The organism is Psychrobacter sp. AOP5-GZ1-6 (assembly GCF_052376345.1).
GTDB lineage: Bacteria > Pseudomonadota > Gammaproteobacteria > Pseudomonadales > Moraxellaceae > Psychrobacter.
Window position 1 is genome coordinate 14,281 of sequence record NZ_JBQSVP010000029.1, and the last position, 17,759, is coordinate 32,039.

Annotated in this window: 16 protein-coding genes; 5 read left to right on the forward strand and 11 right to left on the reverse strand. The window is 41.9% G+C overall.

What is annotated here, in order from left to right; all coding sequences use genetic code 11:
* Positions 1-71 precede the first annotated feature (71 nt).
* The gene (locus ACT3RN_RS05980; protein WP_192991977.1) at positions 72-2,195 is read right to left on the reverse strand and encodes a lytic transglycosylase domain-containing protein; all 2,124 of its coding nucleotides are present in this window, start codon (positions 2,193-2,195) and stop codon (positions 72-74) included.
* Between the two features lie 344 nt (positions 2,196-2,539).
* On the opposite strand from ACT3RN_RS05980, the gene miaB reads away from it, so the two are divergent.
* Positions 2,540-4,033 carry a tRNA (N6-isopentenyl adenosine(37)-C2)-methylthiotransferase MiaB gene (miaB, locus tag ACT3RN_RS05985; protein WP_192991978.1) on the forward strand — a complete coding sequence of 498 codons (1,494 nt, stop codon included), beginning with the start codon at positions 2,540-2,542 and terminating at the stop codon, positions 4,031-4,033.
* Positions 4,034-4,113: 80 nt separating this feature from the next.
* Here miaB and ACT3RN_RS05990 read toward each other — a convergent pair whose 3' ends face one another.
* The 6 genes from ACT3RN_RS05990 to ACT3RN_RS06015 all read right to left on the reverse strand — a co-directional run bounded on the left by ACT3RN_RS05990 (position 4,114) and on the right by ACT3RN_RS06015 (position 9,754).
* Positions 4,114-4,350, reverse strand: a complete 237-nt coding sequence (locus ACT3RN_RS05990; RefSeq protein ID WP_226945076.1) for a hypothetical protein — start codon at positions 4,348-4,350, stop codon at positions 4,114-4,116.
* 4 nt (positions 4,351-4,354) lie between these two features.
* Positions 4,355-4,906, reverse strand: coding sequence for a DUF6756 family protein (locus ACT3RN_RS05995; RefSeq protein WP_192519529.1), 552 nt, complete (start codon positions 4,904-4,906; stop codon positions 4,355-4,357).
* Positions 4,907-4,979: 73 nt separating this feature from the next.
* On the reverse strand, positions 4,980-6,194 hold the full coding sequence (locus ACT3RN_RS06000; RefSeq protein ID WP_192991979.1) for an RtcB family protein: 1,215 nt from the start codon (positions 6,192-6,194) through the stop codon (positions 4,980-4,982).
* Between the two features lie 779 nt (positions 6,195-6,973).
* The gene (locus tag ACT3RN_RS06005; RefSeq protein WP_192991980.1) at positions 6,974-7,708 is read right to left on the reverse strand and encodes a LysE family translocator; all 735 of its coding nucleotides are present in this window, start codon (positions 7,706-7,708) and stop codon (positions 6,974-6,976) included.
* Positions 7,709-7,831: 123 nt separating this feature from the next.
* Positions 7,832-9,067, reverse strand: coding sequence for an acetylornithine deacetylase (argE, locus tag ACT3RN_RS06010; protein WP_192519978.1), 1,236 nt, complete (start codon positions 9,065-9,067; stop codon positions 7,832-7,834).
* Between the two features lie 33 nt (positions 9,068-9,100).
* Positions 9,101-9,754, reverse strand: coding sequence for a UPF0149 family protein (locus tag ACT3RN_RS06015; RefSeq protein WP_192519977.1), 654 nt, complete (start codon positions 9,752-9,754; stop codon positions 9,101-9,103).
* Positions 9,755-9,939: 185 nt separating this feature from the next.
* Here ACT3RN_RS06015 and ACT3RN_RS06020 point away from each other — a divergent pair, with 185 nt between their 5' ends.
* Positions 9,940-10,380, forward strand: coding sequence for a hypothetical protein (locus tag ACT3RN_RS06020; RefSeq protein WP_192519976.1), 441 nt, complete (start codon positions 9,940-9,942; stop codon positions 10,378-10,380).
* A 103-nt stretch (positions 10,381-10,483) separates the two neighbouring features.
* Complete coding sequence (locus ACT3RN_RS06025; RefSeq protein ID WP_192519975.1) at positions 10,484-10,930, forward strand: cell division protein ZapA; 447 nt, start codon at positions 10,484-10,486, stop codon at positions 10,928-10,930.
* Positions 10,931-11,019: 89 nt separating this feature from the next.
* Here the strand turns inward: ACT3RN_RS06025 and ACT3RN_RS06030 are convergent, their stop codons facing one another.
* From ACT3RN_RS06030 to ACT3RN_RS06045, 4 genes are all read right to left on the reverse strand, one after another.
* Positions 11,020-11,310 carry a hypothetical protein gene (locus ACT3RN_RS06030; protein ID WP_318779541.1) on the reverse strand — a complete coding sequence of 97 codons (291 nt, stop codon included), beginning with the start codon at positions 11,308-11,310 and terminating at the stop codon, positions 11,020-11,022.
* Between the two features lie 293 nt (positions 11,311-11,603).
* Entirely contained in the window at positions 11,604-13,697 is a 2,094-nt protein-coding gene (glyS, locus tag ACT3RN_RS06035; protein ID WP_192991981.1) for a glycine--tRNA ligase subunit beta, read from the reverse strand.
* A gap of 9 nt (positions 13,698-13,706) precedes the next feature.
* Positions 13,707-14,723 carry a glycine--tRNA ligase subunit alpha gene (glyQ, locus tag ACT3RN_RS06040; RefSeq protein ID WP_413038458.1) on the reverse strand — a complete coding sequence of 339 codons (1,017 nt, stop codon included), beginning with the start codon at positions 14,721-14,723 and terminating at the stop codon, positions 13,707-13,709.
* A 308-nt stretch (positions 14,724-15,031) separates the two neighbouring features.
* A complete protein-coding gene (locus ACT3RN_RS06045) occupies positions 15,032-15,244 on the reverse strand; it encodes a PspC domain-containing protein (protein WP_192519973.1) in 213 nt (70 codons plus the stop codon).
* 367 nt (positions 15,245-15,611) lie between these two features.
* Between ACT3RN_RS06045 and nadR the strand changes: the two genes are divergently transcribed.
* The gene (nadR, locus tag ACT3RN_RS06050) at positions 15,612-16,658 is read left to right on the forward strand and encodes a multifunctional transcriptional regulator/nicotinamide-nucleotide adenylyltransferase/ribosylnicotinamide kinase NadR (protein WP_192519972.1); all 1,047 of its coding nucleotides are present in this window, start codon (positions 15,612-15,614) and stop codon (positions 16,656-16,658) included.
* 75 nt (positions 16,659-16,733) lie between these two features.
* Positions 16,734-17,465, forward strand: coding sequence for a nicotinamide riboside transporter PnuC (pnuC, locus tag ACT3RN_RS06055; RefSeq protein WP_192519971.1), 732 nt, complete (start codon positions 16,734-16,736; stop codon positions 17,463-17,465).
* Positions 17,466-17,759: the final 294 nt, after the last annotated feature.

Genomic DNA, 17,759 nt, shown 5'->3' on the forward strand with positions numbered 1-17,759 from the left:
CGCTCGTTCATGGTTTTTTACACATACAGCGTAATTAAATATTAAAGCCGCTCTCTATCAGTACAAACTTCTTAAAATGCAGCAGGCACCGTACCCATACGCTGACTAATCGGCTTACTACGACCTAACAAGTTGCTATAGATCGTTGCATTTTCCATCACGTGCTTCACATAGTTGCGCGTTTCAGGAAAGGCAATCGACTCAACGTATTGATCAGCTGCGAGCGAGCCATAAACTGGTTGCCAACGTTTGGCATTATTAGGTCCAGCATTATAACCTGCGGTGGCTACGACAGGCTGACGATTCAATTTACCTAAGATATCACCCATATACCATGTACCATAACGAATATTGGTATCACCACTATTGGCACGACTGGCACTATACGTCTCGCCTAAGTTGCGAGCAATATATTTTGCGGTAGCGGGCATGACCTGCATCAAGCCACTAGCGCCAACGTTTGAGCGAGCAGAGGTTACAAAGCGACTCTCTTGACGCATAATGCCATAAGCCCACTCTGGATCAATACCTGCTGATTGGCTGTAACGAACCACGGCATCTTGGTGCGGCATCGGATGCGATAGCGCTAAACTATCCACTTTATCGGTATTATCAATCGCATAAATTGCACGATCAAGCCAGCCCATATCGTAAGCTTGACGAGCAGCAGCAATAATTAAATTTTCATCACGGTTGTCACGTGCCACTTTTACCGCCCAATTCCACTCACGATTTGCATAACCACGACTAGCATCGGAGTTATATAACGCAAAAGCACGAGCAAAGTTAGCATCTTGCATAACACGTGCACGATCTGAATTACTGACGTTTGGTAAGTTTTGACCACCCAACTTACTAGCATCAAAACGCTGACCAACTTTATCTTTTGCCATTAAACCATAGTAGTCGTTGCTTTTTGCTAGATTTTGATACATCTTCTTCGCGGTATTACGTTTATTAGCATCACTTGATTGCTCATACGCACGGGCTACCCAATATTGCCACTGATTGCTTTTTTGAGTATCGCTATCCATTTTGGAGATGGCTTCGACCACATCATCCCAGCGACTGAAGCGAATGGCTGCCATGGCATAATCTTCGGCTTCTTCAAAATTAAAATCGTTATCTAAGCTATTGCGAAACCAGTCAACCGCCTCGACATTAAAGCCATCATCGGTATTGTGGTTCATACGCTGCACGCCAATGATACGATAGGCATAACGACGGGTATCATCATTCAACAGTTTGGTCGAACGTTGATTGTCTTGCTTGATATCAAACTCTAACTGTAGTGCCGCCTCACGATACGACTTATCAGCAACACGACCTAACGCATACATATAGAGATACTGATTGATCTGACTGGCAGGCTCTCTAGCAAAGCTGCTAAAGAAAGAAGATGGATTTAGCTGAATCTCACTCAATGCAGAATAAGCAATTGGTGTGCCAAGACGTGAGGATAACGCCATGATGTCACCTGTCTTCCCTTTACGCAGCATGCGTTTTAGGCGAGAAACACGATCCTGATCGCTGATTAATGCGTTATTATTCATCTCCATCGCGAGCTGATCGCACAAAGCGGGCTGTTTTTTTGTCGTCAGCCAGACATCGGACTTCGCTGCCATCGCACGCATGGTATCACCGCCATTATTGAACCCAAGGGCAACTGCGCAGCGCTCGCTCGCATCCGCATTGGTAATCAAATTCGCCACTTGGCGTACTGAGGCATAATCGTTAGAGGCAGCCTTGGTCTCAGCAAAATCAGCAACCAATTTTTCTGCCATAACCGTATTAGGGTATTTACGAACAAACTGTGAAACGGCCGCCGCACTTTGCGTATTTAGATCCAAATTCATACGCCAATATGTCGGATACATGGCAAACAAACCGCCACTCATTGACTGTTCATATTTATAAAGTGCGCTAACATCACCTCGCTCAGCTGCAATTGCTGCCGCTGTGAAGGAATCCGCACCACTGTTTGGTTGATAGTTATTTTCTTGCTGGTAACGCTCATTATCACCCCAGGTCAGCTCTGCACAAGCGACTTGTGATAATCCTAGCGCACTCGCTGCCGTTGCCAAACTTAGTACACTCACTCGTCTCAGCCTACCTGCTTTAAAGTACTTTGAAGTAGGCTTTTGACTGGTTAACTCTCTATCCTTGGTGCTATGAGCAACGCGCAACTTTGTCATATTGACTCTCTTTATTAACTCTCTAAAACTATATGAACAGCGGTTTATAACATACCGCTAAAGGGGGTTATTTATCATACTATACTCGTTGCACTTTCAACCATTACCTTTACTTTTGTTAATAAATAGGACAGCACGGTGTAACATAGGAATGGTGTTGCTTGAGCATTTTGCCAATTGTACTACTAATTTTAGTAAGCAATTGATACTGTTATAAATAATTAATAATAACTACCACTAAGCGCCGACGCTAATTTTTCACATTGGCAGAGGGTTGTGATAAAATACGCCACCTGTTAATCGGCTACCCTGCTATATTTTTAGTCAATCATGGACTTATCCTTATGAGTGTTACTGTATTCAATCCCCGCATCAATGACGCTGCCATTGCCAAAACAACTGCTGCTGCGCCTGCTGTCACTGCACTCAAAGAAGCAAGTTCAGCCCAATCGCCAGTCGATAAGCCAGCAACCAAAAAAGTCTTTGTGACCACACAAGGCTGTCAGATGAATGTCTATGACTCTGATAAAATGCTCGATGTACTCGGCGACTCACATGGTATGGAAGTCACGCATGATATTGATGAAGCCGATGTATTGTTAATGAATACCTGCTCCATTCGTGAAAAAGCACAAGAAAAAGTGTTTTCAGAATTGGGTCGCTGGCGCAAATTAAAAGAAAAACGCCCAGACTTAGTCATTGGTGTGGGTGGCTGTGTGGCATCACAAGAAGGCGATAATATTCAAAAACGCGCGCCATATGTCGACATGGTATTTGGTCCACAGACATTACACCGTCTACCAGAGCTATATGATCAATCAAACGAACAACGCGATATTGCCCCAAAAAACCGTATCGGCACGATTGATATCTCGTTCCCAAGTATCGAGAAGTTTGATTTCTTACCTGAGCCAAGGGTAGAAGGATTTAAAGCTTTCGTTTCTATCATGGAAGGCTGCTCAAAGTATTGCTCATTTTGCGTGGTGCCTTACACCCGCGGTGAAGAGTTGTCGCGTCCACTTGACGATGTATTAGCAGAAATCGATAACTTAGCAGCGCAAGGTGTGCGTGAAATCAATCTATTGGGTCAAAACGTAAACGGTTACCGCGGTGAAAAAGATGACGGCAGCATTTGCCGCTTCGCTGAGCTGTTGCATTATGTGTCGCATGTCGACGGTGTGGAGCGTATTCGCTATACCACCAGTCATCCGCTAGAGTTTACGGATGACATCATTGATGCTTATGCACAACTGCCAGAACTGGTATCGCACTTACATCTACCTGTACAAAGTGGCTCCAATGCTATCTTGGCTGCGATGAAACGCAACCATACGATCGACGTTTATATCAATCAGATTAATAAGCTTAAAGCCATTCGCCCAGATATTCACTTGTCGAGCGACTTTATCATTGGCTTCCCTGGCGAGACAGATCAAGACTTCCAAGACACATTAAACTTAGCAAAAGAATTGAACTTCGATCACTCGTATAGCTTTATCTACTCTAAGCGTCCAGGCACGCCAGCGTCTGAGTTGCCAGATGATGTGAGTTTCACCACTAAAAAAGCACGCTTGGCGGAGTTCCAAAAAGTCATTATTGATTCGACTCTAGCGAAAACCCATGAAATGGTCGGCACTACGACACGCGTATTGGTTGAACAAATCGCCAATCGCCACCCTGACTGCTTAATCGGAACGGCAGATAATACTCGTACGGTGATGTTCCCTCATGATGTTGAGCAAATGGATGAGATGTTGGGTAAGCTCGTCAGCGTACGTATTACTGATTTCGTCAGCCCGCATATGGTCAAAGGTGAGTTAATTGAAGTATTGGCGTAACCGTTAAATTCTAAAATTGAATAAAAAAGCCGTTTGCTATAATAGCGAACGGCTTTTTTGTGCGTGAATTTTGACTGTTATTATTCAGCCAACCAATCCGTCTGACGCAAATGCTGCTTGGTCTCACGGCGACGTTTTTTGCGGACGATATCGATATCCTCCTTTTCGTGAATACCGCCTTTTCTTAATAGTGGATCCAATGCCAAATAGTTGCGCGGCTTGACTGTGCCTAGCGACTGCTGAACGCCTGCGTCAGCTTGTTGCTCTAACTGCCGTTCGATTTGTTTGGCCTTTTTTAATGTTTGTTTTAAGCTCATTATCTTATCCTTTATTCTTTGCTATATCTTCTATAGCCTTTAATTTTTGTGGCATACCTTTACCTGTAGCCATCAAAACGTCATGGTGATTGCTACAAACGAGCCAGTCATACTTTTTAGAAACAAAATAGCACTCGTCAAAGAAACAGGTTTCATCGAGTATTTTTATTATTGCCTCAATTTTGCCCTCGTAAAACCAGATTTTAGAACGTTCCTTAAACGTTCCTGTTATAGCAAACCAGATACTCTCATTGGGCTTAATCAAACGTAACAGATAACTCTTGAGAGAGTCTTTGACTTCCATTGAATACGTTTCTTGTATCAAGTTTTGCCATAACCAAACTGAACGGCTTTTACCATTTTCAATTTTGCAAAAGGTTTGATAAATCCGCTCTTCTATACCTTTATAATCATCGTAAGGGGTGAGAACTCGAAAAGATTTATCCGTTAGATTCAACTCTGTTTTCAAACGCATCATCTCTGCTCGTATATCAGCCCACTCTTTTGATTGAGATCTTTTTTTACCATTTTTATTGATATAAGGATAATTTCTCATAATTATCTCCTCAATTTGATCTTGTCTTATGGCTGCTAACCGTCAAAACAAGATCAAGTTTTATATAAAAAATCTAACCCTTAATACACATGACTTGCTTCAGCGTATGCACCACTTCGACCAAATCAGCTTGATTGGCCATCACTTCATCAATGTCTTTATAAGCGCCAGGTATTTCATCGATCACACCTTCGTCTTTACGGCACTCCACACCATCAGTCTGTGCTTTTAGCTCATCGATAGTAAATGCTCGTACAGCCTTGCCTCGGCTCATTTGGCGCCCTGCTCCATGCGAACATGAGCAAAACGACTCAGTCGCGCCAAGACCACGTACGATAAAAGACTTTGCACCCATGGAACCTGGGATAATACCGAGCTCACCATCATAAGCACTGATCGCCCCTTTACGGGTCACATAGACCTGTTCGCCAAAATGCACTTCTTCATTGACATAATTATGATGACAATTGATGGCTTCTTTGGTCAGCTGAAACCGTGGTAACCCCGCTTGTGGTGACTGTAATGACTTAATCACTAAGCGCATCATCTCACGGCGGTTCTCTAGTGCATAATCCTGTGCCCAGCCCACCGCTTCGACATAATCAGCAAAGCTATCAGACCCTTCAGCAAAGTAAGCCAAATCACGATCAGGCACATGACCAAAACGCGATTGACGCTCTTTTTTTGCCAGATTGATAAAATAGCGACCGATACAGTTACCAATACCGCGACTGCCCGAATGTAGCATTACCCAGACATCTTTGTTTTCATCCAAACACAGCTCAATGAAATGATTGCCACCGCCTAATGTGCCCAGCTGCTTTGCCCACGTACGCTCAAAACCTTTGAGCATCTTTAGCAAGCCCGGATGCTTGTCAGTAATTGGCTTTAGACGCCTTCCTAACGGATCAAGCGTTGAGTTCTTGGCTTGAATTTGTTTGTGCATATTAAAACCGACTGGCACTTGCTGCTCCACTATCAACCGCAATGATTTCAAGCTATCAGGCAGATCACTTGCCGTCAGGGACAAGCGTACTGCGTTCATACCACAGCCGATATCGACACCGACCGCAGCAGGAATAATTGCCGACTTGGTCGGAATCACGCTGCCGACTGTGGCGCCTTTACCAACGTGTACATCAGGCATCACCGCAATATGCGAGTGTACAAACTCCAGCTGAGCCAAATTGCGTAGTTGCTGCATCGCCCCTTGCTCAACATCCGAGGTGTAAATCTTGACTGGTACGCCGTGTTTACGGTTTTCATTTAATACTAATTGAATGCTCATAGTTTTTTATTTCCATTTTATTTTTTTTATAACCATATAGTATTTTTTTTGACTATTATTATTTTTAGACATTACTTACCTATCTCAATTAAACAAAACGTTTAATAAGAAAATTATTTAATAACTCATAAAATTTAGACAATAAAATACCGTTTTTTATTAGTTATAAAACTAATAAAAAATATGGTTTATTTATAATGGACGTTTTAAAGAAGGGTGATATAAATCAAAACCGTCAGCCACAGCGTAAATACTATACGCATAGGAAAACAACAGCTAAACCATAGCCTGAGTCGCTTTATTAGCAATAACGATAAAGAGGAATGTTAGATAAACAGACAACAGTAGGTGCAAAATCGCTTAACACGCTTGCAGAGCAATCTTGGACAATGGACTTAGAAAAGGGATAAATCGGGCAGATATAGCAAGTTGTTATTTGATAATCATAGATAGAAAATCAATGTACAACTGACTTACAAGCTTAGCCACACCTTTGCGAAGTCGTCATTGCTGTCAGGTAGTTTACACATTCAATCTTTAAAAACGTCTTAATAGTTAAATAGGACACGATGATTCCTCCATAGTTGTGGCTAGTTGTCATAGATGACAGTAGCGGATTAATTGGGACAATTTATCGCTTGTAAAGACAAGCGCTATAAATCAATGAGGTAATAATAACGATTTAAAAATTAAAGTCAATAATTAATTTATATTTTTATAGAAAAAACATAGGATACGTACATTTAATTAAGCGCTTTAATTTAAAGTTATATTATTTTTTAAACCATTAAACTTTTTAATACTTCAGCCAATAAAGCCGCAGCAATAATAATAAATATCACCCCGCAACCACGATTGAGCCAAGCCAAACGATTACCTATATCGAGCCAACTTGCTAGCTTCTTACCACCTAACGTATAGATAGTTTGCCAAATTGTCTCACTCAAAAACAGACCGATAGTGAGCAAGACATATTGCGGCCATAACGGCGCACTAAAATTGATGAATTTAGGAAAAAATGCTGCAAAAAATAAAATGGCTTTTGGATTAGACAATGACACCCACACGCCCGTACGAAATAAGCGCGTATTGCTTGGTGCCATATTAACTGCTGCACTGGAGAGTGAGCGAGCCTGAGGCTTACCAAGCGTATCCTGACTGTCAGAAATGGAGTATTCCGCCGCCACCTCCTCACTCATCTCACGAGCGTCTTTCATCAAGCTACTACTACTCGCATCACGCCACGAAGTGACGCCCAAATAGATTAAATATAATGCTCCTACTGCTTTGATAACGGTAAGCAACCAAGGCGACTGTCGACTGATGACATCCAATCCAAGCAATGTAGATAATAGTAGTATAAATAGACCAACACTCAGACCTGCCAGCGTCCATAGCGTTCGTTTCACCCCATAATTCATACCATACTGAAATGCTAGTAGCATATTGGGGCCAGGAGTCGCTGAGATAAAAAATGTACTCGCGAAAAACACTGCAAACAGATGCCAAGACATCAACCAACCCCTTACCTTGTCGTTTCAAATAAACTGGATAACATGTAACAAAACACACCGCCATTGAGACGGTGTGCTATATACTCATCTATCTTACAAATAACGCTTCTACTGCTGCATAGGCTACTGAGCCGTACAGCTATCTAGCAGTTTCTGTAAAAACTCATCGCAGCGCGCTATTTCACTTAGCTCAACATACTCATCTGCTTTGTGTGCCTGCTCAATACTACCAGGGCCACAGATAATCGTTGGTATACCCCCATTGGTAAACTGCCCACCTTCAGTCGCATAAGCAACCTTGTGGCGCTCATGATCTTGAGTCAGTGCAGCTACCAGTGCTTGCAGTTCGGCACTGTCCTTATCGGTCATTGCCGGTACGCTGACTTCTCGTAACAGCTCAATACCCGTCTCTGGTGCACGTGCTTGCATTTGCTGTGTCAGCTCATCGACCTTTGCTTGAATCGGCACTAGGATATCGTCTTGGGTCATATGAGGTAAGTTCCGATAGTCAAAGGTAAACTCACATAGATTAGGAACGATATTGGTCGCGGTACCACCCTTTATCGTACCGATAGATATCGTTGAATAAGGCACGTCAAACAGTGCATCTCCATCATCACGAGTACTGAGCGTTTCTGCCAATGTATCGACATAACCAACCAATCGACTGGCATAACTGATGGCATTAACTCCTTGCGCTGTCAGCGATGAATGTGCGGACTTACCATGTACGCGGCAACGATAAACCGCAATGCCTTTATGCGCGACCACCATCGCCATATTGGTTGGCTCACCCACAATACAGTAATCAGGCGTAATACCGCGCGCTTTTAGGTCTGCTAAAATCAATGGCGCACCTAAGCAGCCAACCTCTTCATCGAACGACAATGCCAAATGCAGTGGACGACGTAGCTGACCCTTGTTTGACAACTGAACGGCCTGTGGCAATAAATTAAGCGCACAAGCGATAAAGCCTTTCATATCGCAAGCACCGCGCCCATATAACCGATCACCGCGAATCGTTGCATCAAATGGTTCTGACGCCCAATCCTGCCCATCGACAGGCACTACATCTGTATGACCAGAGAGCACGAGGCCGTGATTAACCTTGTCGCCATCCTCTCCTGCTGGCACCGTGACAAACAAATTAGCTTTGTTTTTAGCCTCATTAAAAGTCAGGTTCACCATGAGATTCAACTGCTCACAGTAGGCTCGCACATCTTCGATCAAAGCCAAGTTCGAATAGCGACTGACCGTATCAAATCCTATCAAACGAGAGAGCCAACCTATACTGTTTGCAGGATAACTGGCATGAGACATAGTCTGCCTATCATTATCGTTACTGTCATTTATAGCCATAAAACATCCTTATTTCTATGTGCCCGCTTCGCCTTATGAAGGGCTATCTTGATTCATAATATCAATCACTGGTGGCATTGGTTTTGGCAGATTACCTTCTGCTTGTAACTCTTTGGTCGTCTTAGCATCGATAGCCAGCCCAGAAATCAAAGCAATGTCTTTGACAGACTTGCGTTTACGGGTAGCAAAGATAACTGGCACCATACGCGCAAATTCATAAATATAAAGATAAGACTCTTCGCCACCTTCAAAATCTTCATCATCTGCTAAACGAATACTTCCAATCTTTGCCAAATCCGATAGCATCTCGTTTTCGTCTGCGCTAATATTGCAATCAGTGATACCAAAGCCTGTCATAAAGCCATTAGCCCACTGTTTCAAGGCTATCACACGCTCGTACAAGTCATGTTCATCATCAGGTATCAGTGGCATATAAGCGTAAGCATCGTCTTTGTCTTTCAGTTGAAAAACAGTGTCTTCTGCCTCTTCGGTTAATAACGTCAGTGCAGACTCTGGTAATGCCGCAAAGCTCAGCTCCTCAAACACCTGAGCCCATACCGTCTCATCTGGTGCATTGCAAGCTGTCATCAGCCCTGTCATCAAGCCATGTACCTCACTAATAGACACGTCGTTCCAGTTGTCAAACGCGGTCAGCCAAGTATTCCAGCCAGAGATATTGTCATTCATAATAGATGTCCTAGTGATTGAATATTACTTAAAAGAGAAGGAGAAAAAGAAAGCAAAAAATAAAAAGACCGAACTTAATATGTGAATTACTTTGTTAATATAGATATTATGCGGTCACCTATGGCATTATTAAACGCAGAGAACAAAATTCATTCACGCTTACTTGTTAAGGATAAAAACTGACTATGTATGACCAACTTAAAATATTAGAAAAAATGGTACTCGACATCAAAAAACAGTATCAGCTTGTCAGTGCTGAACTTAGCAGCCTCAAAAAAAATCCTGTCGTCGACCCACAGGAACTTACGGCTCTGAGAACCAAACTACAAACCAGCCATACAGAACGTGAAGGAGCCAAAAAACAACTGAACGATCTAGACAAACGCTATCAAAACCTGGCAGAAGCACATCATATGATTGGCGAAGAGCAGGACAAACTACAAAAGCAAATCAGCCAGTTACAACAAAAAAATAGCGAACTACAGCGGCACAATGGTGAATTAAAGCAGCAGTATAGCGATATCAAACAACAAAACATTGAACTACAAAAAAAGAACCAACTAGCGGCTGAGCGCACACAAGTCGTACTAAAACGATTAACCCATATTGATCAAGTAGAAGGGTAATAATTAAGAGCAATCAACCATTGATTCTTATAAATTAAGCCAAAATTATAACGGTAATATTTTTTATTACTCACCTTACTGACCAGACATTGTAGGATTTATCATGACCGATGACCACAAAAAATCTATAGAAAAACAGCTACCAAAAAATCAGGCAACAAATCGTGAGTTAAAACCACAGAGAGCAACAGCAACTGCCTCAATCAGACCAAGCACTTCTATTCAACCAAGCGCTAAGACAAAAACAAATGCTGAACCACAAATCAAAAAAGTAGATATTGCTATTGCTGGAGTTACCTATCCAATCTATTGTCCCGTACACGAACAAGAAGAGCTACATTCAGCCGTTTCTTATATTAATGACTACGCACTAGATCTCAAGCGAGATGCACCCAGTCTCAACCAAGAAAGCCTATTGGTATTATGCTGCTTAAACCTTTACGAAAAAATCCATGCTAATCAAAAAACGGAAGAAGATCGCAAACAGCAAGACATACAATCTAAAGTGTTACTTAACAAAATCATCAAGGATGCGCATTCCATTCTGTAGACAAATAGAACCTTTAAAAACAAGCGCCTAGCCTATCAAAGCGAAGCGCTTTTTTATGTTCAATCAAAAACACATCAATCTAAACCTATTTAATGATTAGCGTTATAAACCTTTCCAGCATGAAAATCAGCTTGATGCTCATAATTGCAAAAAAACAACTGCTGACTGACTTCGGTATTACTATCTGCTGGCAAGTTCGGCTTGGTTTCAAGTACACCGCGATATTCAGCCAAGCTATTACCACAAAAATTACACTGCCGTGGCGTGGTCACATCACCTTCTTTTGGCATCATGCTTTTGGGTGGACGTGGGTACATAAACTTATAAAAAGCCCACATCGACGCCCAAATAATAAGGATTACAATAATAACAGCAAACACGGCAGTACTCCTTGGATGAGGATTGACTATATAGTTGAGTTCAAATAATTTCGATACAAGGAAACCGAGTGCAAGCTATACATTAGTATGGTCAGCGAGGGTGACGATGTAGCGGATTTATATGGATTTGACTATAGTATAAAACAACCATCAATTATGACGATAGAATATTAACTTGGCGAGCTCCTTAAGTGCCATTATACAGCATAAAAAACTGGCCACTTTGGGCCAGTTTCTGTATCAGATAATACGTCATACGTTTATTAATTCGTACTTATATCGGTATCGAAAAATTACAGCTGTAACTCACTGATATCAGCCACAGTTAAGAACAACGCACGTACTTGCTTTAACAATGCCAAGCGATTGTTTTTTAGTGCAGCATCTTCACTATTCACCATGACATTATCAAAGAATTGCGTCAATGGCTCGTCTAGACTGGCAAGCGTTTGCAATACTTGTGTATAGTCAGCTTGTTCTAGCAGCGGTTGTACCGCTGTTTGCGCTTGCTGCACACTGGCATATAAATTTTGTTCAGCAGGCTCAGATAACAAGGCCTCATCAACATTATCAGCCACGCTTACTTCTGACTTAGCTAATATGTTGGCAACACGTTTGTTCGAATCGGCTAGCATTGACGCTTGTGACAGCTCACTAAAGGCTTGTACCGCACGAATACGTTGATCAAAATCTAGCGGCATATGCGGATTAATTGCTTGCACGGCTTGGATGGTATCAACGCTTACACCTTGCTCAGTATACATGGCACGATAGCGTGAGTTTAAGAATGCCATGACTTGGGTAAAGGTATCACCCATTTTGGCAATTTTACTACCGTCTGCTGTACTATAACCTTTAATAGCTTGCTCAACGAGCGCGACCAAATTAATCGGTAACTGTTTTTCGATGAGAATGCGCAGGATACCAATCGCTGAACGACGTAAGCTAAACGGATCTTTTGAACCCGTCGGTGCTTGGTCAATCGCAAAAATACCAATGAGCGTATCCAAGCGATCTGCCAATGCCAAGCAGATGCCAATCGGCATCTGTGGCAATACATCACCACTGAATTTAGGCAAGTACTGCTCTTCTAAACTGGCTGCTACGGCTTCAGGCTCATTATTGAGGCGAGCATAATAAGTACCGGCGATACCTTGTAACTCTGGATACTCACCAACCAATGAGCTGGCCAAATCAGCTTTAGACAAAATAGCCGCACGTACCGTTTCATCGATACTAATATCACGCCCTTGCTGTTGCAGCAAGGCAGCAATAAATGCAGCAAGCTTGGCGATACGCTCAGACTTTTCCCAAATTGTACCCAGTTTATCTTGGAATACACGGTTTTTGAGACTCTCTGTCAATGCAAACAATGGCTGCTTTTGATCTTGTAAAAAGAAAAACTCTGCATCAGCCAAACGTGGACGTACGACCTTCTCATTACCTTCGATGATTTGATTGGGATCTTTTGACTCAATATTGGTAATAAAGATAAAGTAAGGCTGCAATTTTCCGTCTTTATCCGTCAAGCAAAAATATTTTTGATCGGCTTGCATGGTAGAGATAAGTGCTTCTTGTGGTACTTGTAAAAAGCGCGCCTCAAAGCTAGCACGTAGAGCAACAGGGAAATCAACCAATGCCGTCACTTCATCTAACAATGCCTGCGGTACGATAGCATCTGAGTTGACTTCGTCCGCTAATGCTTTGACTTGGTTTTTGATAAGCATTTGACGCTTATCAAAATCAGCCACAACTTTTAAGCCATCGAGCAAATCTTCATAGTCATTGGCGTGAGCAATATCATGGTAGTCAGGGCTGTGGAAGCGATGACCACGGGTTTGCGTACCAGCCTGATGTCCTTGGATGGTGGCGTCAATGACAGTACTGTCTTGCATTAACACAACCCACTGTACCGGACGCACGAACTCATTACGGCTTGCACCTGAGCGCATACGCTTAGCAATCGGCAGCTTGTCTAATGCTGTTTGAAAAATGGTGGGTAGCAATTCAGTCGTCGCCTGACCCTGAATGGTCTGCTCATAACCGACATAATCACCCTTATCAGTATTGATCGTTATTAACTCACTGGCCTCAATACCTAAGCCTTTGGCAAAACCCATCGCTGCACGTGTTGGATTACCATCAGCATCAAAGGCTGCTTTGATCGCGGGACCACGTTTTTGCTCACTACGATCAGGTTGTTTATCGCCAATACCCTGAATCTGAATGGCCAAACGGCGCGGTGCAGCAAAAGCCTTGATACTATCAAAGCTAATGTCAGCTTCTTTTAATTGATCAACAACACTTGCTTGCAATGCATCACGTAATGACTTTAAGCTTTTTGGAGGTAGTTCTTCACACCCCAGTTCAAATAAAATGGTACTCATGGGATGCTCCTATTTATTATTAGTAGATTGCTTGTTACCTGAGTTTTCATCTGCCACATCTTGTTTTGGCAAATACTTATCAAGTGCTGCTTGACGATGTGCCTCGTCAGCCAGTGGAAAACCTAACTTAGCACGTGCTTCGACATAACCAAAGGCTACTTTACGCGCCAGTGTACGTACGCGCAAAATAAAGCGCTGACGTTCTGTGACCGAAATTGCACCGCGAGCATCAAGTAAATTAAAGGCATGCGAAGCTTTTAGCACCATCTCATAGGCTGGTAGTGGCAAACCTTCCGTGACCAGCTTATCTGCTTGCTGCTCATAAAAATCAAACATCTGACCCATCATTGGCACATCAGCGTGCTCAAAGTTATAGGTCGACTGCTCAACTTCATTTTGATGAAAAACATCGCCATAAGTAACACGACCAAACTCACCGTCTGCCCACACCAAATCGTAAACACTATCGACGCCTTGCACATACATCGCCAAACGCTCAAGACCGTAAGTAATCTCACCAGTTACTGGAAAACACTCAATACCGCCTACTTGCTGGAAGTAGGTAAACTGCGTGACTTCCATACCGTTTAGCCAAATCTCCCAACCAAGACCCCACGCACCTAACGTTGGTGATTCCCAGTTGTCTTCGACAAAACGCACATCATGTACTAATGGGTCTATACCAATGGCTCTCAACGAATCTAAATACAACTCTTGAATATTAGGAGGATTGGGCTTTAACACTACTTGAAACTGGTAGTAATGTTGTAAGCGGTTTGGATTATCACCATAGCGACCATCGGTAGGACGACGAGATGGCTGCACGTAAGCTGCATTCCAACGCTCAGGACCTAACGATCGTAAAAACGTCGCTGTATGAAAGGTACCCGCACCGACTTCCATATCATACGGCTGTAAAACAACACAGCCCTTAGCCGCCCAATAATTCTGTAAGGTTAGGATCAAATCTTGAAAAGTCATCGGTTGAGACTCTTTTGCTTGGGATGTCATATTTTGGGTTGTCATAGTAAAGCCACTGTGGAATTAGTATTATTAAATAAAATATTGATAGCACTCGTATAGCCTATTTGGCAACGACTCTATTTGCCTGCTCACCTTACTAAAAATTGACTATTTTATCCATATTTACCGCAACTAATTTTATTATATTGACCCAAATATCTGGTTATATGACCTATATGTCACGGAAGCACGTTCTTATATCGATAATCATGATAAAAAAATACCCAAACGCGCGAGCATCTGGGCAGGAGGAAAAGCATGTCTGTAGCATCCTGATTAATCAGGCTTTTTGTTTTTTAATGGAGCTGCTTTTATTGGTAGGACTCGTTGGTTGCCTTTGGCATTACTATCCAAAGAATAATATAAATTAAAATACCAGGGACTGCTGCGCTCAATGATGAGATAATTACGAACAGTAATCTCACCCAAGTAGGCGACCAACCGACATATTCTGCAATGCCGCCCATCACACCTGCTAGCATACGATTGTTCTGTGAGCGATGCAATTTTGCTAATTTAGCCAAATCAAATACCTCTTTATTTTATTTATTACTGTTGCTTATTTTTATCGTTTTTTATTTACAGTTATTTTGCTTATTTTTTATTTGCTTGTTTTTTAAACCTATTGATAATTTACTTTATATTTCTAACTTGAGATCCAGTATATCAACTCCTAAAACTAGATCTGTTGATGATGTACTAGTACTTTGTGAGTTTATGCTACCTAAGCTTGCCCTAATCTCTCATAACACCTCATAACTTACTGATTTTAAATATTTATTTCAAAATATTTCAGAATGGCTTTTGTTGCTAAACCCTTACGACTTTACTTTGCTGATTGTGTTATTTTTGGGCTTACTCAAATAGATAAATAGCATTATAGGAATAACTATGTACGATACTGGCTTAATGATTGGGCATTTTGAGCCTCTACATTTAGGACAAATGCGCAGTATTTTAGATGCGGCAGGACAAGCAGAGGTTCTGCATATTGTCATTACGGCACATCCTTCACCACATCCAGATTTCACCATCACTTTGCAAGATAAGGCGCGCTGGCTACAAATGGCTTGTGCCGACTTACCTTTTATTCATATTCATACCACCCATGAAATTGAGCTTCCGTTGCATGATAGCTTTGATGACGTAACGATCAATATTCCTCTTAGTAATGCTAAATTACAGCACTTGGCAGATGCGCTCAACTTACCAACAGACTCTGTATTATTCTTGGCAGAAAACCACCCATTAGCGCAACGTGATACTCAAAAACAACTAAAAATACCAGTAGTAACCACTGCACTGCAACCTGAATTTGACTCATTTGCTATCGCTCGCAACCCTGTTGCATATTGGTCAGCGATTCATCCACAAGCACGTCGAAATTATACTAAGACCGTTGCGATTGTTGGCGGTGAAAGTTCTGGAAAGACAACATTGGTACATAAGCTGGCCAACTATTATGGAGCCAGATTTGTACTAGAAATGGGACGACTGTACGTTGGTACAGATTTGGGTGGTAGTGAAGTTGCTCTACAATATAGTGATTATGCACCCATTACCCTTCATCATGCACAAGCCATTCGCGATGCTACTGCTGTTGCAACGGCACCTGTCACCATAATTGATACGGACTTTGTGACGACTCAAGCTTTTTGTGAAGAGTACGAAAATCGTACCCACCCTTTTGTATCAGCTTGTATTGACGAGTTTCATTTAGACCATACGATTATGTTGAGCAATAGCACACCATGGATTGATGATGGTATGCGCTCTTTAGGCACACCTGCAGCACGTGGACGTTTTGAGCAACGACTCATCGATATCTTTCATCGTCATAATATTCAACCTCACATGATTGATGAGACTGACTATGATGCACGTTATCAACAAGCATTACGTCTTATAGATCAAAATATCTATAATAAAAAATTATAAAATCAAAAACGTGGTAACACGAAAGATTTTGGTAGGTGTTACCGCTATTATTACTCATTTTAGGATGAAAACCTTATGCGTATTCAGTTACTAGATAACATCACTGGAAAGTGGGCGATGCAATGGATTATAACGTGGTTCATTTGTGGTGTGATTGCCTTATCTACAGGTTTTTGGTTCACCACAGACCACACTGCCCTTGACTGGTTTTATTTGGCAGTTTCATTCATCGGTTTGATTTGCGTGGTGTCACTATCTTTTCGCAAAAACATCATGGGTAATGGCTTTGGCATGGGCGCAACCGCCGGTGAAGTGGTGGTTCAAGCAACATCAGGTGCCGTGGGTTTGATGCTCGCACCACTTTTTAATTTCTTCACCCACGTCTATGGCATTTTCTATTGGTCAAAACATACTGACCCCGATGGTGACATGATACCTAAATCTGCGAGCAAAGCTGTTTGGTTGATTACCGCAGCTTTTATAATCATTGGGCTTGCACTGTTTCCTACCGTAAACGAATTATTGGCAAGCTATGGTTATGCAGTAGTTGAAGATGATAATAGTAAATTTTTAGGCTTCATTTCCTTTTTTTGGATCAATGTTATTGCTTTTGTACTATCCATCACAGCGCAAGCAGCCATGATTTTGCGCTATTCTTTTAACTGGTGGTTATGGATTATCGTCAATTTCGTTTGGCTCATCGTCAACCTTATGTCTGGCAACTATATTTTCGCCATTCAAACAATGATATATCAAATAAACTCTTTTATTGGCCTATATGAATGGCATCGCAGTGAACAAGGCTAATAGCTATATTCAACCAAATTAGCTTAAAAACACTTCAACAGTTTTAGGCATAAAAGTAAATAATGCCATCGGTTTTGACTGAGCCGTCTATCAGACCGTATGGTGATGTGCTCTGATTAATGATACAACTGATAGCAGTCCCTACCTAAACATTCAGATAGGGTTACATTTTCATTACTAACAAGGAGGTTAGTATGTCTCGCATTCAGCAAAAGAGGATGTCAAAACGCACACTAGAGCAGTGGCTTAGTGAGTATTCGGTCAGTCATCAAAACTTGGTTAATAAAAAAATTC

Coding starts and splice junctions, on each gene's coding strand:
- ACT3RN_RS05980 (WP_192991977.1), bottom strand. CDS start 2,195: ATGACAAAGTTGCGCGTTGCTCATAGCACCAAGGATAGAGAGTTAACC.
- miaB (WP_192991978.1), top strand. CDS start 2,540: ATGAGTGTTACTGTATTCAATCCCCGCATCAATGACGCTGCCATTGCC.
- ACT3RN_RS05990 (WP_226945076.1), bottom strand. CDS start 4,350: ATGAGCTTAAAACAAACATTAAAAAAGGCCAAACAAATCGAACGGCAG.
- ACT3RN_RS05995 (WP_192519529.1), bottom strand. CDS start 4,906: ATGAGAAATTATCCTTATATCAATAAAAATGGTAAAAAAAGATCTCAA.
- ACT3RN_RS06000 (WP_192991979.1), bottom strand. CDS start 6,194: ATGAGCATTCAATTAGTATTAAATGAAAACCGTAAACACGGCGTACCA.
- ACT3RN_RS06005 (WP_192991980.1), bottom strand. CDS start 7,708: ATGTCTTGGCATCTGTTTGCAGTGTTTTTCGCGAGTACATTTTTTATC.
- argE (WP_192519978.1), bottom strand. CDS start 9,067: ATGGCTATAAATGACAGTAACGATAATGATAGGCAGACTATGTCTCAT.
- ACT3RN_RS06015 (WP_192519977.1), bottom strand. CDS start 9,754: ATGAATGACAATATCTCTGGCTGGAATACTTGGCTGACCGCGTTTGAC.
- ACT3RN_RS06020 (WP_192519976.1), top strand. CDS start 9,940: ATGTATGACCAACTTAAAATATTAGAAAAAATGGTACTCGACATCAAA.
- ACT3RN_RS06025 (WP_192519975.1), top strand. CDS start 10,484: ATGACCGATGACCACAAAAAATCTATAGAAAAACAGCTACCAAAAAAT.
- glyS (WP_192991981.1), bottom strand. CDS start 13,697: ATGAGTACCATTTTATTTGAACTGGGGTGTGAAGAACTACCTCCAAAA.
- glyQ (WP_413038458.1), bottom strand. CDS start 14,723: ATGACAACCCAAAATATGACATCCCAAGCAAAAGAGTCTCAACCGATG.
- nadR (WP_192519972.1), top strand. CDS start 15,612: ATGTACGATACTGGCTTAATGATTGGGCATTTTGAGCCTCTACATTTA.
- pnuC (WP_192519971.1), top strand. CDS start 16,734: ATGCGTATTCAGTTACTAGATAACATCACTGGAAAGTGGGCGATGCAA.